This window comes from Amycolatopsis sp. EV170708-02-1 (genome assembly GCF_022479115.1).
In the GTDB taxonomy this organism is placed as follows: Bacteria; Actinomycetota; Actinomycetes; order Mycobacteriales; family Pseudonocardiaceae; genus Amycolatopsis.
The window spans coordinates 3,265,101-3,288,670 of record NZ_CP092497.1 but is presented as its reverse complement, the minus strand read 5'-3'; the positions used below and the strand labels follow the sequence as shown (position 1 = coordinate 3,288,670).

The following is a 23,570-nucleotide window of genomic DNA, read 5'->3' as shown; positions in this document are numbered from 1 at the left end:
GTTGATCACACCGGCGCCCGGCAGGTAACGCGGAGCCTGATCAACGCGCTGTTCCCGGCGGACCTGTCGCTTCTCTCCCCCGGGGAACCGCCGTGAACAACGCCTCCATCACCGCCGCCCAGCGCGCCTGGGTGACCACGTTCGCCGCCGCCATCACGCTGCTGACGATCGTCGTGCTCGGCCTGCTCGGCTAGCCCGGGCCCCGCCCCACCGCCACCCTCAACGGGCAGGCTTCGCCTGGCTGCCGGCCAAGGAGGCCTCACGGGCGGCGACGAGCTCCGGAAGGTGCTCCGCCGCCCACTTACGGCACGCCTCCATCGGCTCGAACAACGTCCGGCCGAGCGAAGTGAGCTCGTACTCCACCCGCGGCGGCGTCTCGTCGTACGCCGTCCGCGTGATCATGCCGTCGCGCTCCAGAGCCCTCAGGGTCTCCGTGAGGACCTTCGGCGTGACTCCCCTCAAGGGCACCCGCAGCTCGGAGAACCGACGCGGCCCTTCTTCCAGGCACTGCACGACCAGGCCCGCCCATTTGTCGCCGATCCGGAACGGGGTCAGGTTCGACGGGCAGCCGGGCGCGAACATGTCGGGACTCAGCGGCTTCACCACTCCGAAGTTACCCTTCGCTGGATGAGCGTCGAGCCGCTGCCCGGCCCCGAATACACACGGGTGTGGAAGCGTTTCTTCGCGGACTTCTCGTTCCGAGCCGGCAACGACCCGCTCAACTGGCCCGGGATCGTGGAGCCCCCAGGGTCGGCGACCTGGCGCCTGACCGCCCTCGACAAGCATCCGGAGTACGAGCTGCTGGAGTGGATGGTCTCCGTGATCCGGAAAGGCCTGATCTCGTGTGCCGACGAGGTGTACGCGCTCGACTGGCGCCACGAGTCGTACCGGCTCGCGACCACCGCGAAGGAGTGGCCGCTCAGCCCGTTCCCGGACGGCGACTACCACATCTACCTGACCCCGGACTTCCGGCTCGGCACGTTCGGTCACCCTTGGGAGTACACGATCTGCGTGTTCGGCGAACCACTGGTGACCGCGATTTCGGCCGAACTCACCCTGATCCTCGGCAAGCCGCTACGTAGGTCCGCGTAGGCCCGATTGCCGCTTCCGGGCGGACGCCCTCGGCCGCCGTGAACGGGACTCTTCAGTGGTCTTGAAACCCAGTGAGGAGTTCACCATGAACCGTTCCACCGCCGCCGTCTCCAACGCCTTCTTCCTCTTCGTCGGCGTCGCCGGCCTGCTCATCCAGATCGCCTCGGGCGTCCCCGGTTTTCCGGACATCCCGCCCGGCCCGTTCATCCTCGGCGTGACCGGGATCCTCGTACTGACGCTCGCCGCCAAGTACCGGTGGATCCTCTTCCTCGGCGTCGCCGCGCCGGTCTTCATCCTCGTCGGCGCGCTCCTCGAAGGCTCCTTCTGGGGGCGGCTCGCCGACGTCGGCGGCTTCGGGCCCTTCGTCGGGACCGTGCTGCTGATCGGCGGGGTGATCGCCGCGGCGGTCTCCGGCGTCGTCGCCGTCTCGCACGCCTACCGCCGGGTCGCCGCGCGCTGAACCGGAAAAAGGGGACGATCGGAGGTTGCTCCGGTGACCGGCGCACTATTGGCTACTCGAACGAGTTTCTCCGAGAAGTGAGGGGTGTTCCATGGCAGGTCTGCGCAGACGTGAGGTGCTCGCGGGCGCGGTGGCACTGGCGGGCGCGGCGACGATCGGGTTGAACCCCGGCACCGCCGCCGCGGCCACGCAACAACGTCCGGGCGCGCAGTTCCCGCCGTCGCTGGAGTTCGGTGATTACCCCGTGGTCGCACGAGTCCGTTCGCGGCGGGCGCTGGAGCACCTCCGGGTGCTCAGCGACAAGATCGGTCCCCGGATCGCCGGCACCGAAGGCGAACTGCGGGCCAGGGACTACATCGCGAAGGTGCTTCGCGACCTGCGCTATCAGGTCACGCTGCAGCCGTTCCCGATCGCCGACAAGTTCCTGGGCGGCCTGTCGATCGGGCGTGACAGCTGGCAGACCGGCTCGTCGCCGCAAGGCTTGCAGGACGTCACCCGCGAGGCGGTCGTCGTCGACGCCGGTGACGGCAGCACCCTGCCCGACGACCTGACCGGCAAGATCGTGCTGATCGCCGCCGTGGCGAACAAGGCCGACGCGTACCTGACGGCGGCGCAGCGCGGAGCGGACGCCGTGCTGCTCGGCCGGATCGGCGCCGACCCGGCACGCAAGCTGTCCGCGTTCTCCCCGACGCTCGCCACGCCGGTCACCATCCCGGTGCTGGGCCTGGCCCAAGTACAGGTGGAGCGCCTGCGCGAACGGCTCGCCAAGGGCTCGGTCACCGTCAAGGCGACGGCGACGCACCACAAGAACCTGACGTCCTACAACGTCATCGCCGAGCGGCCCGCCACGTTCCCCGGCAAGGACGACGGCGTGGTCATGGTGACCGCGCACTACGACAGCGTCCCCGGCTCCCCCGGTGCCAACGACGACGGCAGCGGCACCGTGCTGTGCCTGGAGCTGGCGCGTGTCCTGCGCCACCTGCCGACGAACAAGACGCTGCGGTTCGCGCTGTGGGGCTCGGAGGAGTACGGGCTGATCGGTTCGCGGCACTACGTCAAGAACCTGTCCGAACCGGAAGCGAAGCGGATCGCGGGCTGCTTCCAGAACGATATGGTCGCCACCAGCTGGGACCCGGCGGTGACCTACTGGCTGCTTTCGGTCGACGGTGCCGACAACGCCACGACCGCGGCCGTCAACGCCGCCGCCAAGCGGCTCGGCTACGACCCTCAGGTCAAGGGCCCGGTGGCGCGCGGTTCGAGCGACCACGTGCCGTTCTTCGAGCGCGGGATCGCGTCGGGCAACTTCAGCTGGCGTGGCGAAACCGGCCCGGCGCTGCTGGAGCCGACCTACCACACGCCGGAAGACACCATCAAGGACAACGTTTCCCTTGAGCGGCTTCAGGTCTCGCTGGAGCTGATCGGTTCGGCGGCGTACAGCCTGCTGCGGAAGTGAGCCGCGCCGGGTGTCCTCGACGCTTCATCGGGGACACCCGGCGGTCCTCATCGTGAGTAGTCCACCGCTTCCAAGGCGATCGGGCCCGGATTCCTCGCGACCCAGGCGACGGCGAGTTCGCTCAAGCGATCGAGCTGTTCGTCCCCGCCGCGACCGGACCTGACCCGCTTGGCGATCTCCTTGGCCTCTTGGAGTTCTTCCTCGCGGAGAGGCTCGCCCTGCGCCAGGAAACCCGGGAACGCGTCGGCCATCGCACGATAATCACGGTCCCAGTTCGCCCCGCCGTTCCGGAACATCTCGTCGGAGATCCGGCCGGTGACGCGGATGGCCTCGCACTGCACTGTCTCACCCGCGCCGCTCGACGGCACGAGGAACTCCCAGAGCGCTTTGTGCCGCTCCCGCCAGGATCCGTCGGGAACGACGATCGGCGAAACCCCGTCGTGCTTCGACCGCCGGGCGACCGGCTCGACCCCGAAGATCCGGTACAGCTCACCGAGCGCGGCGTCGGTCTCTTCGAGGAGGTCGCGGTTGAAGGTCTCGCGATGGAACTCGAACCCACTACCGATCCGCTCGACCTTCCGGCGCATTTCGGGCGTGATGCTCGCCCCGCGTTCGAGCAGCAGTTTCGCGATCTCGGCGGACTCCCGGATATAGGCGTTCTCCGTACGGATCAGGCAGCACATCAGCAAGGTGTTGCCGCGCCGGTCGACGACCTCGGTCGAGGCCCCGTGCTCGATCAGCGCTCGCACCGTCTCGACGCTCAGCCTGCCCACGGCGGACCCGAGCGGTGTTTGCCCCGACGTGTCGGCCGCATCGATGTCCGCGCCGAGCGAGAGCAGCAAGGGAATCTGCTTCGGAGCACCGCGGGAAGCCCGCGCGTGAAGCGGTGTCCTGCCGTAGCTGTCCGGGGTGTCGACGGCGAGCCCCTGCCCGGTCAGCCAGACGACGAGCTCGTCCGGGCAGGCCGGGAAGCTGATGGCGGTGCCCTTGTAATAGCCGCCCCGCGCGTCGATCTCGCATTTGCCGAAGACTGCCTTGAGTTCCTCCACCGAGGCCGAGGTCAACATCTCCTCGAAGTCCTTGGGAAGAGTCTTCCGCTTCCGTGCCATCGTTCTCGTCCCCTCAGCCGAACTTCGGGCGCAGCTGTTCGCGCATCTGCCGGAAGTTCTTCGGCTTCACGGCCCAGCGGTCTTCGTCGGTGTCCTCGAAGGTCACCTCGTACTTCCCGGCAGTCCGGTCGAACTGCACGAGGATCTTCACCGGCAACCTCTCACCGGGCCGGTAGTGGCCGCCCAGGTACGCGTCCACCGCGGCTTCGATGCTCGGCCACTCGCAGGCCACGGGCGTGACGCCTTCGGGCGAGTACGCGTACCCGTACGCACTGCGAAACCCTTCCCCGAACTCCAGGATCATCGCGAACGATTCCCAGCCGTCGGCCGGTCCCATGGCATCGACCAGCGACCCGATGAGATCGACGGTGGCGTCGTTCGGCACTGTTCTCCCTTGATCCGGTTCCTGCGCGACTGCGGGGATCCTACGATCCCGACCATGAACGGCGTGCTGACCAGTGTGGTCGCCATCTCCGGAACCTTGGCCGGTTCGACCCTCACGTACCTGCTCGGCTTACTGAACACACGACGGACCGAGCGGACCGCTCGTGACGAGCGCCTCCGGCAGGAACGGATCGCCGCTTACGTCGCCTTCGCCGAAGCCATGACCGAGCTGCGGCAAGGCGTGATCGCGAAGTGGTTCCTCAAGCAACGCTCGGCCCCGGACGACGAGTTGCGGGCCGCGCACACGGAATCGGATGAACGCGGAGCGACGGCCGATCACGCGCGGCTCAGGATCCAGATGCTCACCGAGGACGCCGAGATCCTCCGGCTCGTCGATGCCGCCTTCGAACCGATCGCGGCCCTGCATCGAGCCCCGGATCTCGCCGCCGTGAAACAGCACGAAGAGCGCGGCCAGGAAACCCTGTCCGTGTTCATCCGAACCGCCGGGCGGCAAGTCCGGGGCCTGCCCTGACGGGTCACGACCAGCGCTCGAGCCCGGCGTCGATACGGGGATCGGTGCGCACCCACACTTCGCCGGTGGGGGCTCCGGGCGGGGCGTCGACGCGCTCGAGCCCGAGTGTCCGGACCAAGGCCAGGAGCTCGTCCCTGGCCTCGCCCGCGTCCTCGACCGTGTGGCCGTCGAAAAGGACGTAGTGCACGTCCCAGCGATCGTTGTACCCGGAGTCGGCCCAAATCTTGCAGAAGCGATCCACCACATCCTGGTCGAGCGGGGCGGGCTGTTCCTGGGCGCCCGCGGCGAACCCTTTCTCGATTTCCCCGGCGCTCCACCAGGCCACTGCCTCCGAAACCGCGGCGGGGGTGAAGTCTTCCAGCGAGAGGAGGCCTTCCAGCAGCCAGCCGACCCCGGTGTCCTCGATGCCCAGCTGTGCTTCCTGAAGCCGGGACACCAGTCCCTCCGCCATGGCGCAGGGTCCCGAGAAGGTGAAGACGCCGCTGGCGGCCACCACGGTGCCGCCGTCCGGATGGGAGACGGCGAGCGTCGTGTCCGCCTCCGGCACGTTCCTCACCATGGCGAGAAGGTCCGCCGGGACGCCGTCGTACAGGGCAGCCTGTGCCTGCGGGTCTTCGGAGAAGTTGAGCGCTCCGGTGTGGTCGAACGTCGTCACCAGGCCGCGCCCGTCGGCGGTGAACCAGGCGTTGACCGTGTCGCCGCCACCGTTGCCGAAGCCGACGTGCGTGACCCCGTCGACCGTCACCGGCTCGTGCCCGTCGATGACGGTCAGGATCTCCAGGCGGCGGCGCAGCTCGCGCGGATGGGTCCGTCGCAACACGGACCCGTCGAACGCGAAGCGGAGACTCGCCCGGTTGAGGGCGGCGACGTCCGGCAACCACGGCCCGCTGCGGTCGAGCGCGGTCAGCCCGCCGCGAACGAAGTTGGCCACCTGGCTCCGGTAGTCGCCGCCGTTGGTGACGAGGCGGTACTCGACCCGCGAATCCTGTGCGCCCTTGATCCGGCAGATGGTGCCGGCGTCGAACATGAGCAGCAGTGCCTCTTCGTTCTCCTCGTCCTCGATGCAGAAAGACGCGTTGTCGTCGGCACGGTGCCGATCGACGAACGCGCGGAACGCGTCGGGGGCGGATCGGGCACCGCCCGGGACCCACTTCTCCTCGTTGTCCTTGTCGTCACTGAAGGTCAGTGGCCTCATCGTCGTCCTTCCGAACACATCAGAAAACTCACCGTGCGCACCGCGTCGTCGACGAGGTCGGGGTAGGCGCGGCGAACCGCGCGCTCGACCGCCTCTTCGATCCGCCGCCACGCGCGCTTCCGCCGGGCGAACGGGAGCCGGGCCTCTTCCGCCGTGGCGATCACCCGCAGGACCTCGGGCAGCAGCGCGGGATCGACGGCATCGGGGTTCCGGCCCGGGACCTTCCCGCCATGCAGGTAGCGGCCCGTATACCTGAGGAGCGCCTCGTCGAGCGGGCCGAGCCGGACGCCGCGCCGGGCGCGCTCGCGGTTCGCGTCGTACTGCTGGACCAGCGACCAGTCGGACCGCTCCGTCGCGGAACCCAACGCGGCGAAGAGCCGTCCCTGCCCGAGCAGTTCGACGTCCGCGCCCTGGGCGACGAGCCGTCGTTCGTCCCAGCGGATGTCCCGGAACAACGACTCCACGTCGGCGGGCGCGCCGAGGAGGATCGGGTCCAGCAAGGCGGCCGCCGCGCGTTCGTCGAGCGGGCCCCGGACTCCGGCCGCCGCGCAGAGCGGGAGGATCGCGCTCCACAGCAGCAGATGCCGGAGCAGATCGTCGCGGATCACCTCGAAATGGGCTTCCGAGATCGGGACGGTGAACCTGCGGGGTCGTGGTTGGCGTCGGCTCCCGCGCCGAGTTCGAGCCTGAGCTCACCATCCTCGCGAATCACGCGGGGATCCAGCCGTTCTCGCGGGAGAAGAGGACCTCGGTCATGACGTCCGGCCTCGGGCGACGTGGCCCAGCTGACCGCGGCCGCCGATGATCGGCCGCAGGTAGGGCGCTTCCGGATCCGGCGCGTGCAGCATCTCGGGCTCCCCTTGCCGCTTGTCGTCCGCGAAGTCGAGCACGCGTCCGAGCTGGACCGTCAGGCCGCACACGACGTCTCCTGCCTGCCGAGCCTCGCGAGACCTTGGCGCCGGCCGCGCGAACACCAGCGGTACCTGTTCTCCGCGAAGTCCGTGCGCGCCAGGGCACCGGCGAGCGGGGAGAGGGCGGGGCTCGTCATGCGGTTCATCCTCGGTCCGTGGCGGCGTGCTCGAATGGCCGCATGAAGAAGACGAAACGGCGGCCCTTGCGGTTCCTCGTGATCGCACGCACGGCGCCCGGCCGTCACCCGCATCCCATGGAGGTGGCCTTGCACCCCGCGGGGGCCGCTTCCCGCGTCTCGATCTCGGTGGGCCCGCATCCGGTGAACGCGGGCGGGCAGGTCCCGCTCTCCGCGGTGCTCGACGAGTCGCGGGCCGGGCTCAGCCCGCTGTGGGAGGAGAACTTCGACGCCGCCGAGCTGCACTGGGTGGTTCCGTATCTCGTCCGTCTTCAAGCCGGTGAGGATGTCGCGGACGAGATCGTGGCGGCCTATACGGCGAGGCACGGCGAGGCACCCGCGAAGCTGTTCCAGGATCGCTACGGCGTGTGATTCACCCGTCGGACTTCCAGGAGCGTGCGCGAAGCGCCTCGAAGTCACCGTCGATGAACTCCTTGGCGATCGCGAGCGCCTCGTCGCGGTCGGCGTAGTCAAGGGTGCCGACGACTTCCCCGCCTCGTTCTGCCTGCTGGAAACTGACAGAGCGACGGGTGAACTCGACGAACCAGTCGTCGCTGTCGTTGATGTCGACGACGACGTGCTCGGCATCGTCGTCGTCGTTGAGCGCGTCGAGCAGGGCACCGAAGGCCTCGACGGAGATGTCGTCTTCGATCTGGACGCCCCAGCGATCGATGAACGAGACGTCGCGATCGGCACTCATGCCCTTGGCTCCTTGGTGTCAGACGTTGAAGCGGAACTCCGCCGAATTACCCGCTGAAACAACGTCAGCTGGCTACGGACCAAGCGGTCTCATGGCCGGTCGAGCGCCCCGGCGAGCAGGTCACCGACCAACCTCAAGTCGTCGATCTCCACATCTCGACCCTCGGGCACGGCTCTGATCTTTCTCAGCGATTGAGCTTCAAAACGATCGAACCATTGTCGAGTATGAAGGAGTGCGTCGGCGCGTAACTGCGCTTCAGCGGACTCAAGCTGATCTCGCGACACTGGCCCGCAGGTGCGGTCAAGCGTGATGCGCACGACGTCCAAGAGATCCGTCCCCTCCTTGGCGGCGCCGCGATTCATTATCGACTGCAGTTTCATCGCGACAATGGGACCCGGCTCGGCTACTCGCACTGCGAGGGGCGAAATCCCCTCCGCGCTGAGCAGGAGCTCAGACGCAGTAGACGCCGCCCACGCATGAGCTTGGACATGAAGGCGATCGGTCGGGTCATCCGGAAGTTCATCGATGTCTGCGTCGGTAACCTCAAGGACGTCGACCTGCACCTCGCCCCACGGGGTACGGACCAAGGCACCGGCCGGCCCGCTCGGCGTCGCACCGGCCGCCACGAGGAGTTGCAGCTGAGAGTCCTCGTTCACGGCCCGACGATCAACCGTGTCGAGGTCGGTTGTCACCCGGTACGGCGTCGTCAGCCGGCACATGACGGCAAGACCGCCCACAAGCACTACCGGACGTCCCGTCTGCTCGGCGACCACGGGTATCGCGCTGACGATCTGGGTCATCGACCTGCCAGCGAGAACCACGACCGCCGGTTCACCAGACACGGACCCCGACCCTCTCAGGAGTCCAGCCGTCAAGGATTTCCGCGCCCCGACCCGGATCCTGCGCCAGATCCAGGGCGACGAACAGCGGATTCGCCAGCGGCCACTTCTCGTCCGACCACTCTGTGGCATCTATGCGACGAGCGCACACCAGCGGCACCGGGGCGATACGGACACGACCCGCCCGCATGGTGGCCGTCGTGGCCGTCCCCAGCAGTTGCACGGATCGTCTCAGCGTGCCCTGATCAGGAACGTAGAAATCCGGCGGGTGATCAGCACGGATGGATACAGGTGCACCGTAGGCCGCGGCCGCGACAGTGTCGGTCAAGGCCCATCCAACGTTCGATTCGACGTCGTCCATGCCCAACCGGAGCGCGGCGTTGTCCCGTCCTCCGTCCGGAGCAGGGACACTCGCCACATCACGGCTGACCGGCTTCCAGTGCTCGGCGAGCTCCCAGAAAAGTGCAGGCAGAACCGGCTTGTTGTCTTCATCCACGAGGCCCGCGCCTCGCAATGCCGCGAAGGTTTCGGAGATCGAACTGGGCGCGCGAGACAACGCGGCAGCAGCCGCACGAACACCGATCCGCCGAGCGGGGTCGAGCAGCAGCAGAGCGGCGAGCTCGATACCGACCCTGCCGATGATCCCCTGCCGGTCCGTCTCCGGCCCTACGAGGACGGGAACATCCGAGTCTATGAACAGCCCTGGACCGGTAAGCCTCAGATGGCCGCGTAGGTCCAGCCATCCCCAACCAGCCTGGTTGAGGGTGCTCCGCGCCTCCGCCGTAATCCTGTCCGCCACCACCACTCTTCTGCCTCCCTCGATCTCGCTCGTCGACCAGCGACGGAGCAGACCGGGCAAGCTGTCGGTCGTGATCAACGCGACCGTCTTGACCTGAAGGGCGACTTCCCTGTCGTCAGGAAACACGATGACGAGATCGCGGCCGGGGGGCGCATCGACATCTCCCTGACGCGTGGAGAGCCCCAGTGACCCGACCGCGCTGGTCAGGGCATCCAGAGCATTCCTCGCTCGCTGAAGGGGATCCACGAGCATATGTTCCACACTGTTCGGTGTTCGGTCAATACCGAACACCAAACAGTCACTCCACGCGGTGAACCGCAGACCGCAAGTTGCCTCGATCGATCAGACGTTGAAGCGGAACTCCACCACGTCGCCGTCCGCCATCACGTAGTCCTTGCCCTCCATGCGCACCTTGCCCGCGGACCGGGCGGCGGCCATCGACCCGTTCTCGATCAGGTCGTCGAACGAGACGACCTCGGCCTTGATGAAGCCGCGCTCGAAGTCGGTGTGGATGACGCCCGCGGCCTGCGGGGCGGTCGCGCCCTGCGGGATCGTCCAGGCGCGCGACTCCTTGGGGCCGGCGGTCAGGTACGTCTGCAGGCCGAGGGTGTGGAAGCCGGCGCGCGCGAGGGAGTAGAGGCCCGGCTCGTGCTGGCCGACGGACTCCAGCAGCTCGCGCACGGACTCCTCGTCGTCCAGTTCGAGCAATTCGGCCTCGACCTTGGCGTCGAGGAACACCGCGTCGGCCGGGGCGACCAGCTTGGCCAGCTCCTCGCGGCGCGACTCGTCGGTGAGAATGCCTTCGTCGGCGTTGAAGACGTAGAGGAACGGCTTCGTGGTGAGCAGGCTCAGCTCGCGCAGCGCCTCGAAGTCCACCTCCTTCTGCGCCTGGAACAGCGTCCGGCCGGCGTCGAGGATCTCCTTCGCCTTCTGGGCGTTGTCGAGCGCGGGCTTGTTCTCCTTCTTCGTCCGCGCTTCCTTCTCCAGCCGCGGCAGCGCCTTCTCCAGGGTCTGCAGGTCGGCGAGGATCAGCTCGGTGTTGATCGTCTCGATGTCGCTGCCCGGGTCGATCCGGCCGTCGACGTGGATCACGTCCGGGTCGTCGAACACGCGGATGACCTGGCAGATCGCGTTGGCCTCGCGGATGTTCGCGAGGAACTTGTTGCCGAGACCGGCGCCCTCGGAGGCACCCTTCACGATCCCCGCGATGTCCACAAAGGACACGACGGCGGGCACGGTCCGCTCGGAGCCGAAGACCTCGGCGAGCTTGTCCAGCCGCGGGTCCGGCAGCGGGACGACACCGACGTTGGGCTCGATCGTCGCGAACGGGTAGTTCGCGGCGAGCACGTCGTTGCGGGTCAGCGCGTTGAACAGGGTGGACTTGCCGACGTTGGGCAGGCCGACGATGCCGAGGGTGAGACTCACGGGCCAGAAGTCTACGTGCCGCCCGCCGCCCCATCCGCCGAGGCCTTGATCGCGGTGTCGGATTTCCGCCAGCCGCGCCCCCGACCTGGTGGCACGATCGATGTCATGACCGAGCAGACCCTGGCCGAGCGGGCCGTGTGGCGCGACACCGAACGGTGTTACCGCGCCGTCGCCGCCCGTGATTCCCGGTTCGACGGCCAGTTCATCATGGCCGTCTCCACCACCGGGATCTACTGCCGTCCGTCGTGCCCCGCCTCGACGCCGAAGCAGCAGAACGTCCGCTTCTACCCGACGTCGGCGGCCGCCCAGTCCCACGGTTTCCGCGCCTGCCGCCGTTGCCTGCCCGACGCGGTCCCCGGCTCCCCGATTGGGATATCCGGGCCGACCTCGCCGCGCGGGCGATGCGGCTCATCTCGGACGGCACCGTCGAACGGGACGGCGTCCCCGGGCTCGCGCGGCGGCTCGGCTATTCCGAACGCCAGCTCGGGCGCGTCCTCACCGCGGAGCTCGGGGCCGGTCCGCTGGCGCTGGCCAGGGCGCACCGGGCGCATTCGGCGCGGTTGCTGATCGAGATGTCCGGGCTCCCGCTGACCGACGTCGCGTTCGCCGCGGGGTTCTCCAGCGTCCGCCAGTTCAACGAGACGATCCGAGAGGTCTTCGCGACGACGCCCTCGCAGCTTCGCGCGGCGAGCCTTCGCCGTCGCAAGGCCGAGGAGCCGCCGACCGGGACGCGGTTGAGCCTGCGGCTGCCGTTCCGGAAACCGTTCGACGCGGACGGGACGCTGAACTTCCTGGCCGACCAGGCGATTCCCGGCGTCGAGCACGTGACGCGCGACGAATCCGAGGTGACCGGCTACGGCCGCACGCTGCGGCTCGCGCACGGCATCGGCGTGGTGTGGCTGACGGCGAAGGACGACCACGTCCGCTGCGACCTGCGGCTCACCGACCTGCGTGACCTGGGCAGTGCGGTGGCCAGGGTGCGGCGGCTGCTCGACCTCGACGCCGACCCCGAGGCGGTCGCGCGGGTACTCGGGGCCGATCCGGCGCTCGCGCCGCTGGTCGAGGCGATCCCCGGCATCCGGGTGCCCGGTGCCGTCGACGGCGACGAGCTCGTGCTGCGCGCGATGCTCACCCCCGCCGAGACGGCCGCGCTCGCCGAAAGCCTCGGCGAACGCGTGCCCAGCTGCGACGAGTCACTCGAAGGGCTGACCATCGTGTTCCCGACGGCGGCCCAGATCGCCGAACACGGCCCGGACCGTGTGGCCGCGGTGGCCCGCGCGCTGGCGGACGAGGTGTCGGTCCACGTCGGCCGCGATCCCCTGGAGTTGCGGGCGGAGCTGCTGGAGCTCCCGGGGATCGGGCCGGGGATCGCGGACTACGTCCTGATGCGGGTGCTCGGCGCACCGGACGTCCTGCTGACCGGCGACCCGGCGCTGCGCCGTGGAGCGGCGGCGCTGGGCATCACCGACGACGAAAAGACGCTGGCCGAACGCGGACGGGCCTGGCAGCCCTGGTCCTCGTACGCCGGCATGTACCTGTTGCGCGCTTGAAAGGAAGACGATGAGCATCGCGTATTGGTCCACAATGGACACGAAGATCGGCCCGTTCACCGCCGTGGTGGCGGGTGACGGGGCCGTGCTCGCCTCGGGCTGGACCGGCGACGTCGCCGAACTGACGCCGCTGATCTCGCCGTCGCTCGCCCCCGGCGAGGTGAAGGAGCGACGGGATCTGGGGCCGGTGAGCACCGCGATCCGCCGGTACCACGACGGCGACCTGGACGCCGTCGCCGACATCGAGGTGCGGCAACGGTCCGGCGCTTTCCGGGAGCACGCTTGGGAAATCCTGCGGAAGGTGCCCGCGGGCGAGCCGGTGAGCTACGCGGAGTACGCGGCGCTGGCGGGGAACCCGGCGGCGGTACGGGCGGCCGCGTCGGCGTGCGCGAAGAACGCGGCGGCGTTGTTCGTGCCGTGCCACCGGGTGGTGCGGACCGGCGGCGGCGTGGGGAACTTCCGGTGGGGCGTTCCGGCGAAGCAGTGGCTGCTGACCCACGAAGCCGCCTGAACCGCCTCGTGAGTGGTAAGGACGGTTCTAACCGTCCTTACCACTCACGAGACCCATCGCGGTCTTGTCAGGCGGCGTGGATCTCCACCGAAGAGCCCGTACGCGCCTTCCGGACGCGTAGCCGCGTCGGGATCCGCTGCCGCAGCTCCTCCACGTGCGAAACCAGCCCGACCACTCGCCCGCCGGCGCGAAGCTCGTCGAGGATGTTCATGACGATGTCGAGCGTCTCGGCGTCCAGCGTGCCGAAGCCCTCGTCGATGAACAGCGTGTCCAGCAGCGCTCCGCCGGTTTCGGCGGCGACAACGTCGGCGAGCCCCAGGGCCAGCGAGAGTGACGCGAGGAAGGACTCGCCGCCCGAAAGCGTCTTCGCGGGCCGGATGGTGCCGGAGTAGTCGTCGAGCACGTCGAGCCCGAGGCCGCCGCGCGTGCCCCGCGCCCCGGCCGCGTCGGAGTGCACGAAGGAGTAGCGGCCCTGGCTCATCGTCCGCAGGCGCGCGGTCGCCGCGACCGCGACCTCCTCCAGCCTCGCGGCCAGCACATAAGAGCGCAGCGACATCTTCCGCGCGTTCTGCCCGCGTCCGTTGACCACTTCGGCCAGCGCCCTCAGTTCGAGGTACCGCTCTTCGACCGGCGCCAGCTCCGCCATCAAGGACGTCACCCGCTCGGCGAGGCCGGTCAGGTCCGTGTGCCGCGTCTTCGCCGTCCGCAGGGCCGCGAAAGCCTGTTCGGCCTCGCCTCGTGTGTCCTGCGCCGCGTCCGCCGAAGCGCCGACGTCGATCTCGTCCTCCGGCGAGATGCCGAACAGGTCGGGTTGCGCGAGTTCCTCGCGGGCGGCCCGCTCCATCACCTTCGCGTCGGCGAGGCTGGCCTCCAGTTTCGTGATCTGCTCGTCCGGCCGCGCCGCGGCACGCATCTCGTCGAGATCGGCGAAACCCTTGGCCCGCAACGCTTCCTTGACCAGCTTCGCTTGCTCGTCACGCCGTTCTCTTGCCCCCGCGACGCTCAGCCGTGCTTCGGCGAGCGCGTCGAGTCGGGTTGCGAAGCCGAGCAGATGCCGCCGCCGGGCCGCGACGTCGGCGAATTCCCCGCGCGCGCTCTCCAACCGACGCTCACGTTCGGCCAGCCGCTCCGACAGACCGCGTACCTCGGTCGCGATTTCGACCGCCCGACGCTCGGCCGCCCCGCGCTGGCCGGTCAGCTGCTCGATCTTCCGTTCCAGGGCACCGATCCGGGTCTCGAGCGCAGGCCTCCGGCGAGCGGCTTCCGACAGCGTGGCGACCAGGTCGCGCGCCTCGCCGAGCCCGGCCCACAGGCTTTCGGCGGTGTGCTCGCCCAACCGTTCGATCAGGACGGTCAGGCGGTTTTCGGCCTCCTGCAACACGGCTTTCGCCTTCTCACGCCGCGTATGCGCCTGCTGCTCAGCGATTTCGGCGCGGCGTTCGTCCTCGGGGTCGACCAGGCCGCCGGTGTGCGTCGCCGGCGACGGATGGTCCGTCGCCCCGCAGACCGGGCAATCCTCACCCGCGCGGAGACCGGCGGCGAGTTCGGCCGCCATCCCTTCGAGACGCCGCTCCCGCAGATCCAGCCGGTGCTGCCGGGCCAGTTGCTGGGCGTCCACGGCCTCGCTGACCGCCACACGCGCCCGCTCGACGGCCTGCTTCACCCGAGGCATCTCGTCGGCGTCCCGGGCCAGCGCGGTCAGCTCGTCGACGCGCGTGCGGGCACCGTCGAGCTTCGCCTCGGCCTCGGCGGCAGCGGCCACCTCGGCACGCAAGGCTGCGACCTTCTCCGGTGCGGCGCCCAGCTCGGCGGCGAACTCCTCAGCCTGCTTCTCCGCCTTGACGGCGACGGCGGTCAGCTGCTCACGCCGAGCCAGATCCCGGTGCTGCTGCTCGCTTTCCGCCACGAGTTCGGCGAGCGCCCCCGCCTCTTCACGCAGACCACCGGCCCGAGCGCGCAGCTCCGCGGCGGAGCTGTCCGCGGCGTCCGGGACTTCCGTGGCCCGGAGAGCTTCGGCGGCTTCGGCCTCGGCAAGCTGGTCCAGCCTGCGTTCGAGCAGATCGGCTTCCGCGACCACCCCGGCCGCGCGATGAGCCGCCTCGACCTCTTCCGCCCACTCCGCGCGCTGGTCCGCCTGCTCGGCGATCACCGACAGCCGCGTGTACGCGGTGCGCACCCGGCGGATCCGCTCGGCGGTGCTCCGGTTCTCCTGCCAAACGGCTTCAGCCTTCTTGGCCGCCGCACGCGCCTTCGTGTCGCGTTCCTGCGCCTCGCCAAGTTGGCGCGCCGACTCGGCGAGCACCTCGCCGACCCATTCGGCCTGCCCCTCTTCGGGTGCTTCCTGCCCAGCGACCTGCGCGAACCGCGCGACCCATTCCCGCAGGGTCTGCTGCCGGGCGTGCAACTCCCGGCCGCGTTCGGCACGCAGATTCGCGAACCAGTGCTCGACATCCGAGAAGCGCTCGGTGCCGAACAGCCGCTCCAGAAGCTCCTCGCGCTCGGCCGTGTTCGCGCGCAGGAACCGCGCGAATTCGCCCTGCGGCAGCAGGACCACCTGGAAGAACTGCTCGTGCGTCATGCCGATGAGCCGTTCGACCGTGCGCGCGACCTCGTCGATCCGCGTGATGCCCTCGGCCACGTGGCCGGCGGGCACCGTGCCGACCCAGCTCAGCACCGCCTTCGCCTGCTGGACGGTCATCCCCTCGCCCCGGCGCTTGGGCCGCTGGTACTCGGGGTTGCGCGCGATCCGCATCCGCTGGCCCTGCACGGTCAGTTCGAGGACGACTTCGGTGACCTGATCCGGCTCGGCGAGGTCGCAGCGCAGCCGTTTGACCTCGCCGCGAGCGCCGGGGACGGTGCCGAACAACGCGAACGCGATCGCGTCGAGCAGCGTCGTCTTCCCCGCGCCGGTGTCACCGTGCAGCAGGAACAGGCCGTCGGCGCCGAGCGCGTCGAAGTCCACCACCTCCCGGCCCGCGTACGGACCGAAAGCGGCGACCTCCAACCGGTGCAGCCTCATACTTCGCGCTCCCTGCCCGCCGCGCCCAGCGCCGCCAGCACCAGCCGCTCCTCGCTCTCCGACGGCGCGGAGCCACGGCAGTCCTCCAGGAAACTGCGGGTGATCTCGACGTCGGACCGCCCGCGGACGGCTTCGGCGTATTTCAGCGCGGCCCCGTCGTGGCCGCCTTCCGGCTGCCAGTCCATGTGTACCGCGTACGGGAACCGCTCACGCAGCTTGCGCATGGCGTCGATCGGGCGGACCCGGTCGGTGACGGTGAAGGAGAGGAAGTGTTCGGTGAGGCCGTCGTGGTCAGGATCCGAAAGCAGCTCCGCCAGCTCGCCTCGCAGCATCGCGAGCCGGCGCGGCACGGGCAGTTCGTGGCGCCGGACCTCGGCCAGCCCGTCGGCGCCGAGTTCCACCAGCCAGACCGATTTCCGTTGGCGTGTCTCGGAAAACGAGTACGCCAGCGGGCTGCCCGAATAGCGCAGGTGCTCGGCGAGGGTCTGCGGGCCGTGCAGGTGACCGAGCGCGACGTAATCGACGCCGTCGAACACCGAACCCGGCACCTGCTCGACGCCGCCGACCGCGATGGTCCGCTCGGATTCGGTCGGCTCGCCGCCGGTGACGAAGGCGTGCGCGAGCACCACCGACCGCGTCCCGGACGGCCGCCCGGCGAGATCCTCACGGATCCGCCGCATCGCTTCGGTGAGCACGCCGGTGTGGCCGCGGGCCTCGGGGACGCCGAGGGCGTGGCGCGCGGGTTCCGGTTCCAGATACGGGATCCCGTAGAGGGCGACCTCGCCGTGTTCGTCGGACAGCAGCACCGGCTCGGCGAGCCCGTCGATCGTGGCGCGCAGATGCAGCCCGCCCGCCGCGGCGAATTCGGCGAACGCGCCCAGCCGCGGCGCGGAGTCGTGGTTGCCGGGTGTCATCACCAGTTTCGCCCCGGCCTGGCGGATCCGGCCCAGCGCCGTGGTGGCCACGCGCACGGCCTCCGCCGAGGGCACCGCACGGTCGTAGATGTCCCCGGACACGAGCACGACGTCGACCGACTCGGCGACCACGAGATCGGCGAGGTGACCCAGCACGGCTTCCTGTTCGGCGAGCAGATCGGCGCCGTGGAAGGTGCGGCCGATATGCCAGTCGGAGGTGTGCAGGAGCTTCACGCAGCCCAAGGTAGGGCCGCGCACCGGCCGGACAGGGGAGGCGCGCCCTTGGCGGCACCGCGCTTTCCGACACGCCGGGGACGGCGCTGGTCAGATACGGAGCGCGACCGCGCCGCTCCGGTTTTGTCGGTGGGTTCCGCCATGATGTCCTCCGACTCGGATCCGGAGGGGAGGTACCGGTGGCGACGGTGATCACCACCGCGGCCGTCGTGCTCGCGTTGCTGCTGCTCGCGGCCGTCGCGCTGCTGTGGCGGCTGTACAACGACGGCATGCGTCGGGCGGACGCGGCGGCGAAACAGGTCGCGGCCGAGCGGGCGAAGGCGGATCAGCAGCAGCTCGCGCTGCGCCGGTACGAGGTCGCGTTCGCCTCGATCAGCGGCCGGGGCGAGCTCGGTGAGCAGGTGCTCCTGGAGACCGCTCGCGCGCTCGGGCTCCGTGAGGAGCTGCACTTCACGCTGCAGACGGACCTGGCGGGCGGCGGTGCCGCGAAACCGGACATGGTGCTGCGGGTCGGCGGCGGCCGGACGGTGCCTGTCGACGCGAAGGCGAGCATGGCCTGCTGGGCCGAGGCCGTCGAGACCGACGACCCCGAAGAACGGCTGGACGCGCTGCGCGTCCACGTCCGGCAGCTCCGGTCGCGCGCGGCCGAGCTGGCGGGCAAGGGCTACCAGCGCTGGGCGGACGCGATCTACGGGACGATCATGTTCGTCCCGTCCGACGCGGCCGTCGTGGCCGCGCTGGACACCGATCCGGAGCTGCTGCGCTGGATGCTGGACAGGCGGGTCTTCCTCTGCGGGCCGACGGGGTTCGCCGTGCTGGCCTCCGCCGCGCTGTTCGCCGCGACCGAACGGGCACTGGTCGAGGACGTCGAGCAGGTGCGAGCGGGCGCCGCGGCCGCGCACCGGGCCGCGGGCAACGCGGTCGACGCCCTGAACCTGTCGAGCACCCACCTGCAACGTTTCATCTCGGCCCGGCGGCGGGAGCTGGAGGCGCTCGAAAGCTTCCGGAGCACGGTCTCGCCGCTGACGGACGCCGCGGGCAGCCCGGCGCCGGTGCCCCTGATCAGGAAGGCGGACGAACTCCCGGCCTCGTGAGGGGTCTGACCAGGGTTGACGCAAAGGTGGCGAGTTCGTGGCGCAGGTCAGCGACTTTGCGTGACGTCGCCCCCCGGACGCCCACTGTGTGGATTTCGGGGCGTTGGATGACCGGAAATCCACACAGTCCCGCCTCGAAGCGGCCCACACCCCTCACCCGCGGTAACACTGACGCGCCGATCAAGCACATCGAGTGGCCGCCGGAGAGCGAAGGAGCACCCTGGAACCCACGAGCCCAACGCGGACCGAACCGCCCCACCAGCGGTTTCCGGAATCGCGGGCTCCGTTTCGGCCCGGCCGGCAACCTTGTCGCCCCCTTACTCGTAGTACCTCCGGTAAGCACCCGGACGGTCCGTCCGGGTGGTCCGGAATGACCACTACCAGGCGATAGACACACCGCCTGTTGGCGGTATGCCCGCAGCTTGGATATACGGTGGAGCCTGTGACCGCGATTCGCGATCGCCAGAGCGATCCTGATGCCGACGACGTCCCCGTTGCCTGGGACGAGCGTCCGCTCGTCGGCGCCAGGCGCGGGTTGCCCTGGTGGGCGGCCGTCCTGGTGGGCTTCGGGCTCGCCATCCTTGGCGCCTTCGTCGACATGATGATGCAGAAGGACCTGGGCCTGCTGTTCAAGGCCTGCTACGCGCTCGGCGCGGTGGCCGCGGTGGTGGCCGTCCAGCGCCGCGGGCTGTTCGGCCCGATGGTGCAGCCGCCCCTGGTCCTCGCCGTGACCGTCCCGGGAGTCATCCTCCTGACCTCGGACGGCAGCAAGGGCACGGATCTTCTTTCGAGAGCCTTCGACGTCGGCACGCCGCTGATCAACGGCTTCCCGACGATGGCCATCACCACCGGTGTCACCTTGGCGATCGGCTTTTTCCGGATCTACCGCGAACGCGATCCCGACGCCCCGGTGAAGGTCAAACCGGGCACCAAACCGGAACGTCGCGACGAGGCCAAGCCCGCCGCCCGTCCCGCCGCGGCCGCCGCGCCGGGACGTGGCCGTCCGGCCGCCCGGACCGGCCAGACCCCGCCGCCGCCTTCGCGTCGCGGAGCTCCGCGGGACGGTGGGCCGCGTGACGGTGCTCCGCCCCGCCGCCGTCCGATCGACGACGAGCGCCGTCCCCGCCGCGACGCCGAACCCGGCGCCCGCAAACCGCCGCCCCCGGGACGTCAGCCCCGGCGGCCGCGTCCGGAAGACGGCGAACCGCGCCGCCGCGACCCCCGTGGCGAAAGCGCCCCTGGCGCCCCGCGCCGCCGCCCGCCGCGTGCGGACGACCCACGCCGAGGAGGGCAGCCGCCCCGCCGCCGTCCGTGGGACGACGAGCGGTGAAGCAAGGGACCTTTGCTACCACCTGAGTCGCTGACCAGCGGAAAGGGCCGCCCGAGGAACTTCCTCGGGCGGCCCTTTCTCGTCAGGAACGTCAGGCCTTCGCGGCCTTGCGCAGCTCGTGCGGAAGCGCGAACGCGATCTTCTCGTTCGCCGTGGTGACCTCGTCGACGTTGTCCCAGCCACGCTCGGCCAGCCACGCCAGCAGGTCCATCACCAGCACGTCCGGCACCGAAGCACCACTGGTGACACCGACGGTCTCGACACCTTCGAGCCAGGCTTCGTCGACCTCGTGCGCGAAGTCGACCAGGTGCGACGCGCGCGCCCCCGCTTTCAGCGCGACCTCGACCAGCCGCTTCGAGTTGGACGAGTTCGTCGAGCCGACCACCAGCACCAGGTCGCACTCGGCGGCCATGGCCTTGACCGCGACCTGGCGGTTCGTGGTGGCGTAGCAGATGTCGTCGCTGGGCGGGTCGGCCAAGCCGGGGAACTTGTCCCGCAGCTGATCCACGCGCTCCATGGTCTCGTCCACCGAAAGGGTGGTCTGCGAAAGCCAGATGACCTTCGACGGGTCGCGGACCTGGACTTTGTCGACGTCCTCGGCGGTGTCGACGAGCTGCACCTTGTCGGGAGCCTCGCCGGCGGTGCCTTCGACCTCTTCGTGACCTTCGTGGCCGATCAGCAGGATGTCGTAGTCGTCCTTCGCGAACCGGTTGACTTCCTTGTGCACCTTCGTCACGAGCGGGCAGGTCGCGTCGATGGTCCGCAGGTTGCGCTCGGCCGCCTCGGCGTGCACCGCGGGCGAGACGCCGTGCGCGGAGAACACCACCAGTTCGCCCTCGGGCACCTCGGAGGTCTCGTCGACGAAGATCACCCCGCGCTCGCGCAGGGTCTCCACGACGTGCCGGTTGTGCACGATCTCCTTGCGCACGTACACGGGTGCGCCATAGAGCTCGAGTGCCTTTTCGACGGCGATGACCGCGCGGTCGACACCCGCGCAATAGCCGCGAGGCTTGGCGAGCAGGACACGTTTGCCACCTGCCGGCACACCGGACTCGGTGATCGTCGGACTGCCGGCGGGCGTGATTCCGGGACTCGCAGAACTCATGCCCCCAGGGTACGGGCTGCCCCGGGGCTCCTCGCACTCACGTTCAGGTGACCAGGGAACCCCTCCAAAGTATGTGCGGGGAGTCACGTCCTGTGAGCCGACACACCCGTTCGGTTGGGCAGGATGGGCCGAATACGGCAGGCTAGACGCATGAAGCCTCTCCCGCTCCCCCTCCGGGTCGCCGCGGGCCTCGCCGTCACCACCGCCGAGCGGGTTCGCGAACTCCCCAAGCAGCTCACCGGGCTCCCCGTCACGGTGGTCAGCCAGGTGCTCCAGTTCTCCATGCGCGTCCAGCAGCACGTCACCGAGCTCGCGATCAAGGGCGACGACGCGCTGTCGGGCCTTCGCCCGGTCGAGGACACGCCCAGCTGGGCGACCTTCGACGAAGATCTCCCGCCGGACCTGGGCGAACGCCGGTACGAACGCGACTCGTGCGTCGTCCCGCTGCGAGAAGACGCCGAGGTTCCCGAGCCACGCGCCGAGACCAACGGCCATCTTCACGATCTCGAAGCGCTCACCGAGGACCCGTGGGCCGAGGAGGAGCGCGCGCTCGCCGAAGACCACGCCGACGGCGAGTTCGACAGCGCGAGCGCCCCCGTGACCTCCGGCCCGGCCGGGCTCGACGACTACGACACGCTCACCTTGCCGCAACTGCGCGCCCGGCTGCGCCGGTTCGACCTCGCACAGCTGGAAGAGCTGCTGACCTACGAGAAAGCGAACGCCGACAGGGCGTCTTTCGTCGGCATGCTCGCGCGGCGGATCGGGAACGTGAAGAAGGCCGACGGCGACGGCGCGGAAGGCCAGTGAGCGCCGAACCCACTTCCGCGGCGGGCCCGTCCACCACCGCCGAGAACCCGTGGCCGGTCCGCACGGTCGCCCGCAAGGTCGGCGAATGGATCAACCGCCTCGGCGCGGTCTGGGTCGAGGGCCAGGTCACGCAGATCTCGGCCCGCCAGGGCACCAACACCGCGTTCCTGACCCTGCGCGACCCGTCCGCGGACGTCTCGATGTCGGTGACCTGCCCGATGGGTCTGCTGCGCACGATCGAACCGCCGCTGCGCGAGGGCGCGAGCGTCGTGGTGCACGCGAAGCCGACGTTCTTCATGAACCGCGGCTCGCTGAGCTTGCGCGCCAACGAGATCCGCGCGGTCGGCATCGGCGAGCTGCTGGCGCGGATCGAGCGGCTGCGACGGCTGCTGGCCGCCGAGGGCCTGTTCGCGCCGGAGCGCAAACGCAAGCTCCCGTTCCTGCCCAAGGGAATCGGGCTGATCACCGGCCGTGCGTCCGCCGCCGAACGCGACGTGCTGGTGAACGCGCAGGCCCGCTGGCCGCATGTCGCGTTCAAGGTGATCAACACCGCCGTGCAGGGCTCGCTCGCCGTCCCGCAGATCCTCCAGGCACTGTCCAAATTGGACCGTGACCCGGACGTCGACGTCATCGTGATCGCGCGCGGCGGCGGCAGCGTGGAAGACCTGCTGCCGTTCTCCGACGAAGCGTTGTGCCGCGCCGTGTCCGCGGCCGGGACGCCGGTGGTCAGCGCCATCGGGCACGAGCCCGACACCCCGCTGCTCGATCACGTCGCGGACCTCCGCTGTTCGACGCCGACCGACGCCAGCAAGCGCATCGTGCCCGACGTGCGCGAGGAGACCCAGCGCGTCCGGCAGATGCGCGATCGCGGCCGCCGCGCCCTGCACGGCTGGGTGGACACACAGGTCAGGCTGCTGAACCAGATGCGCAGCCGCCCCGTGCTCGCCGACCCGCTCGGGCCGATCCAGCGGCGCTCGGACGACGTCGAGATCCACCGCGAACGCGGGCGCCGCGCGATGCTCACGCTGCTCGCGAAGGACCAGGCCGAGATCGCCAGCGCCCGCGCGCGCCTGACCGCGCTCGGCCCGGCGGCGACCCTCGAACGCGGCTACGCCGTGGTGCAGTACACCGATTCCGAAGGCAACCTCCAGGTACTCCGGTCCGTCTCCGAGGTCGTGGACGGCGCGAAACTGCGCGTCCGCGTGGTCGACGGCGCGCTCGGCGCCGTCGTCTCAGGAGAGCCGGAGGAGGGGCGTTGACGGCGAGTTTCCTGCCTTTGACCATCGACGCCGCGAGACGGGCCGACGCACCCGAGGTACTGCGCAACGCGCTGCTGACCGATCGCGCGGCCGCCGAATGCTGGACCGTGCTGCTGGCGGGCTGTGAGCTTTCGGCGAAGCGGGGTCTCGACGCCCAGCTGCGCAAACTCTCCGAAGCGACGGCCGACCACGTCGGCACCCGATGGTGGTTCGCGGGCGGTTCCGTGCACCGCAAACGGGTGGCGCGGGCCCAGGAGAACCTTGTCGCCGCGATCGCGGAGGGTGACGGCCAGGAGTTCGCTCTCGCCTTCGTGGGTTACGACAACGCCATGGCCGGCGCGGTAGTGTGCGCGGGTATCGGCAAGCACCGACGTCCGGTAGAAGGAAGCACAGCGTGAGCAAACCCGGTGGCGAGACCGCCGAACTCGGCTACGAACAGGCCCGCGACAGGCTGGTCGAGGTCGTCCGCGAGCTCGAAGCGGGCGGGCTGTCCCTGGAACAGTCGCTCGCCCTGTGGGAGAAGGGCGAGCAGCTGGCGAAGGTCTGCGAGCACCACCTCGAGGGCGCGCGTGAGCGGATCGAGGCCGCGCTGTCGTCCGTCGAGGACGAGGCCGGCGACGGTCAGTGACGTTCACCATGCTCGTGCGCCACCGAACCACCGTGGGTATCTGA

At 69.8% G+C, this 23,570-nt stretch carries 25 protein-coding genes and 2 pseudogenes; 13 read left to right on the top strand and 14 right to left on the bottom strand.

All coding sequences use genetic code 11. The features are described from left to right. Positions 1-219: 219 nt before the first annotated feature. Positions 220-582, bottom strand: a complete 363-nt coding sequence (locus tag MJQ72_RS15360; protein ID WP_240601333.1) for a helix-turn-helix domain-containing protein — start codon at positions 580-582, stop codon at positions 220-222. Between the two features lie 45 nt (positions 583-627). Between MJQ72_RS15360 and MJQ72_RS15355 the strand changes: the two genes are divergently transcribed. The 3 genes from MJQ72_RS15355 (at position 628) to MJQ72_RS15345 (ending at position 3,005) form a co-directional block, all read left to right on the top strand. Beyond that, on the top strand, positions 628-1,092 hold the full coding sequence (locus tag MJQ72_RS15355; RefSeq protein WP_240599802.1) for a DUF2716 domain-containing protein: 465 nt from the start codon (positions 628-630) through the stop codon (positions 1,090-1,092). An 85-nt stretch (positions 1,093-1,177) separates the two neighbouring features. Beyond that, on the top strand, positions 1,178-1,552 hold the full coding sequence (locus tag MJQ72_RS15350; RefSeq protein WP_240599801.1) for a hypothetical protein: 375 nt from the start codon (positions 1,178-1,180) through the stop codon (positions 1,550-1,552). Positions 1,553-1,643: 91 nt separating this feature from the next. After that, on the top strand, positions 1,644-3,005 hold the full coding sequence (locus MJQ72_RS15345) for a M20/M25/M40 family metallo-hydrolase (protein ID WP_240599800.1): 1,362 nt from the start codon (positions 1,644-1,646) through the stop codon (positions 3,003-3,005). A 47-nt stretch (positions 3,006-3,052) separates the two neighbouring features. Here the strand turns inward: MJQ72_RS15345 and MJQ72_RS15340 are convergent, their stop codons facing one another. Both MJQ72_RS15340 and MJQ72_RS15335 read right to left on the bottom strand, forming a co-directional pair. Further along, positions 3,053-4,114, bottom strand: coding sequence for an ankyrin repeat domain-containing protein (locus MJQ72_RS15340; RefSeq protein ID WP_240599799.1), 1,062 nt, complete (start codon positions 4,112-4,114; stop codon positions 3,053-3,055). A 13-nt stretch (positions 4,115-4,127) separates the two neighbouring features. Further along, positions 4,128-4,499, bottom strand: coding sequence for a hypothetical protein (locus MJQ72_RS15335; RefSeq protein ID WP_240599798.1), 372 nt, complete (start codon positions 4,497-4,499; stop codon positions 4,128-4,130). A 54-nt stretch (positions 4,500-4,553) separates the two neighbouring features. Between MJQ72_RS15335 and MJQ72_RS15330 the strand changes: the two genes are divergently transcribed. After that, complete coding sequence (locus MJQ72_RS15330) at positions 4,554-5,030, top strand: hypothetical protein (RefSeq protein ID WP_240599797.1); 477 nt, start codon at positions 4,554-4,556, stop codon at positions 5,028-5,030. 4 nt (positions 5,031-5,034) lie between these two features. Here the strand turns inward: MJQ72_RS15330 and MJQ72_RS45060 are convergent, their stop codons facing one another. From MJQ72_RS45060 to MJQ72_RS15315, 4 genes and pseudogenes are all read right to left on the bottom strand, one after another. Next, entirely contained in the window at positions 5,035-6,225 is a 1,191-nt protein-coding gene (locus tag MJQ72_RS45060) for a DUF6357 family protein (RefSeq protein ID WP_396426944.1), read from the bottom strand. Beyond that, positions 6,222-6,883 (bottom strand): annotated as a pseudogene (locus tag MJQ72_RS45055) (DUF6357 family protein); the annotation flags it as partial. The gene MJQ72_RS45060 and the pseudogene MJQ72_RS45055, both read right to left, overlap by 4 nt. Before the next feature lie 94 nt (positions 6,884-6,977). Next, positions 6,978-7,145 carry a hypothetical protein gene (locus tag MJQ72_RS15320; protein WP_240599796.1) on the bottom strand — a complete coding sequence of 56 codons (168 nt, stop codon included), beginning with the start codon at positions 7,143-7,145 and terminating at the stop codon, positions 6,978-6,980. After that, the gene (locus MJQ72_RS15315) at positions 7,133-7,273 is read right to left on the bottom strand and encodes a hypothetical protein (RefSeq protein WP_240599795.1); all 141 of its coding nucleotides are present in this window, start codon (positions 7,271-7,273) and stop codon (positions 7,133-7,135) included. The genes MJQ72_RS15320 and MJQ72_RS15315 overlap by 13 nt, the downstream gene beginning before the upstream one ends. 42 nt (positions 7,274-7,315) lie before the next feature. On the opposite strand from MJQ72_RS15315, the gene MJQ72_RS15310 reads away from it, so the two are divergent. After that, positions 7,316-7,684 carry a hypothetical protein gene (locus MJQ72_RS15310; protein WP_240599794.1) on the top strand — a complete coding sequence of 123 codons (369 nt, stop codon included), beginning with the start codon at positions 7,316-7,318 and terminating at the stop codon, positions 7,682-7,684. A gap of 1 nt (position 7,685) precedes the next feature. Here MJQ72_RS15310 and MJQ72_RS15305 read toward each other — a convergent pair whose 3' ends face one another. The 4 genes from MJQ72_RS15305 to ychF all read right to left on the bottom strand — a co-directional run bounded on the left by MJQ72_RS15305 (position 7,686) and on the right by ychF (position 11,075). Continuing rightward, on the bottom strand, positions 7,686-8,012 hold the full coding sequence (locus MJQ72_RS15305) for a hypothetical protein (protein ID WP_240599793.1): 327 nt from the start codon (positions 8,010-8,012) through the stop codon (positions 7,686-7,688). Positions 8,013-8,101: 89 nt separating this feature from the next. After that, positions 8,102-8,812, bottom strand: coding sequence for a hypothetical protein (locus MJQ72_RS15300; RefSeq protein ID WP_240599792.1), 711 nt, complete (start codon positions 8,810-8,812; stop codon positions 8,102-8,104). Positions 8,813-8,843: 31 nt separating this feature from the next. Next, positions 8,844-9,944, bottom strand: a complete 1,101-nt coding sequence (locus MJQ72_RS15295; protein ID WP_240599791.1) for a hypothetical protein — start codon at positions 9,942-9,944, stop codon at positions 8,844-8,846. A 48-nt stretch (positions 9,945-9,992) separates the two neighbouring features. Further along, positions 9,993-11,075 (bottom strand): redox-regulated ATPase YchF, encoded by a 1,083-nt coding sequence (ychF, locus tag MJQ72_RS15290; RefSeq protein WP_240599790.1) that lies wholly within the window; start codon positions 11,073-11,075, stop codon positions 9,993-9,995. Positions 11,076-11,180: 105 nt separating this feature from the next. On the opposite strand from ychF, the pseudogene MJQ72_RS15285 reads away from it, so the two are divergent. Then, positions 11,181-12,625, top strand: a pseudogene (locus MJQ72_RS15285) (DNA-3-methyladenine glycosylase 2 family protein). 10 nt (positions 12,626-12,635) lie between these two features. Beyond that, positions 12,636-13,136: a methylated-DNA--[protein]-cysteine S-methyltransferase gene (locus tag MJQ72_RS15280; RefSeq protein ID WP_016337152.1), complete on the top strand. Its 501-nt coding sequence runs from the start codon at positions 12,636-12,638 to the stop codon at positions 13,134-13,136. A 67-nt stretch (positions 13,137-13,203) separates the two neighbouring features. Here MJQ72_RS15280 and MJQ72_RS15275 read toward each other — a convergent pair whose 3' ends face one another. Both MJQ72_RS15275 and MJQ72_RS15270 read right to left on the bottom strand, forming a co-directional pair. Then, positions 13,204-16,155, bottom strand: a complete 2,952-nt coding sequence (locus MJQ72_RS15275) for an AAA family ATPase (RefSeq protein ID WP_240599789.1) — start codon at positions 16,153-16,155, stop codon at positions 13,204-13,206. Further along, a complete protein-coding gene (locus MJQ72_RS15270) occupies positions 16,152-17,303 on the bottom strand; it encodes an exonuclease SbcCD subunit D (protein ID WP_240599788.1) in 1,152 nt (383 codons plus the stop codon). The genes MJQ72_RS15275 and MJQ72_RS15270 overlap by 4 nt, the downstream gene beginning before the upstream one ends. A gap of 179 nt (positions 17,304-17,482) precedes the next feature. Here MJQ72_RS15270 and rmuC point away from each other — a divergent pair, with 179 nt between their 5' ends. Beyond that, entirely contained in the window at positions 17,483-18,397 is a 915-nt protein-coding gene (gene rmuC, locus MJQ72_RS15265; RefSeq protein ID WP_016337155.1) for a DNA recombination protein RmuC, read from the top strand. A gap of 442 nt (positions 18,398-18,839) precedes the next feature. Further along, positions 18,840-19,727: a DUF6542 domain-containing protein gene (locus MJQ72_RS15260; protein ID WP_240599787.1), complete on the top strand. Its 888-nt coding sequence runs from the start codon at positions 18,840-18,842 to the stop codon at positions 19,725-19,727. Between the two features lie 91 nt (positions 19,728-19,818). Here the strand turns inward: MJQ72_RS15260 and MJQ72_RS15255 are convergent, their stop codons facing one another. Further along, complete coding sequence (locus MJQ72_RS15255) at positions 19,819-20,832, bottom strand: 4-hydroxy-3-methylbut-2-enyl diphosphate reductase (protein WP_240599786.1); 1,014 nt, start codon at positions 20,830-20,832, stop codon at positions 19,819-19,821. Between the two features lie 150 nt (positions 20,833-20,982). On the opposite strand from MJQ72_RS15255, the gene MJQ72_RS15250 reads away from it, so the two are divergent. From MJQ72_RS15250 to MJQ72_RS15235, 4 genes are read left to right on the top strand one after another with little or no spacing between them, the layout of a single operon-like run. Then, positions 20,983-21,639: a lipid droplet-associated protein gene (locus MJQ72_RS15250; RefSeq protein ID WP_240599785.1), complete on the top strand. Its 657-nt coding sequence runs from the start codon at positions 20,983-20,985 to the stop codon at positions 21,637-21,639. After that, the gene (xseA, locus tag MJQ72_RS15245) at positions 21,636-22,898 is read left to right on the top strand and encodes an exodeoxyribonuclease VII large subunit (protein ID WP_240599784.1); all 1,263 of its coding nucleotides are present in this window, start codon (positions 21,636-21,638) and stop codon (positions 22,896-22,898) included. The genes MJQ72_RS15250 and xseA overlap by 4 nt, the downstream gene beginning before the upstream one ends. After that, positions 22,895-23,296, top strand: coding sequence for a hypothetical protein (locus tag MJQ72_RS15240; RefSeq protein ID WP_240599783.1), 402 nt, complete (start codon positions 22,895-22,897; stop codon positions 23,294-23,296). Before xseA ends, MJQ72_RS15240 begins: the two co-directional genes overlap by 4 nt. Next, positions 23,293-23,526, top strand: a complete 234-nt coding sequence (locus MJQ72_RS15235) for an exodeoxyribonuclease VII small subunit (RefSeq protein ID WP_240599782.1) — start codon at positions 23,293-23,295, stop codon at positions 23,524-23,526. Before MJQ72_RS15240 ends, MJQ72_RS15235 begins: the two co-directional genes overlap by 4 nt. Positions 23,527-23,570: the final 44 nt, after the last annotated feature.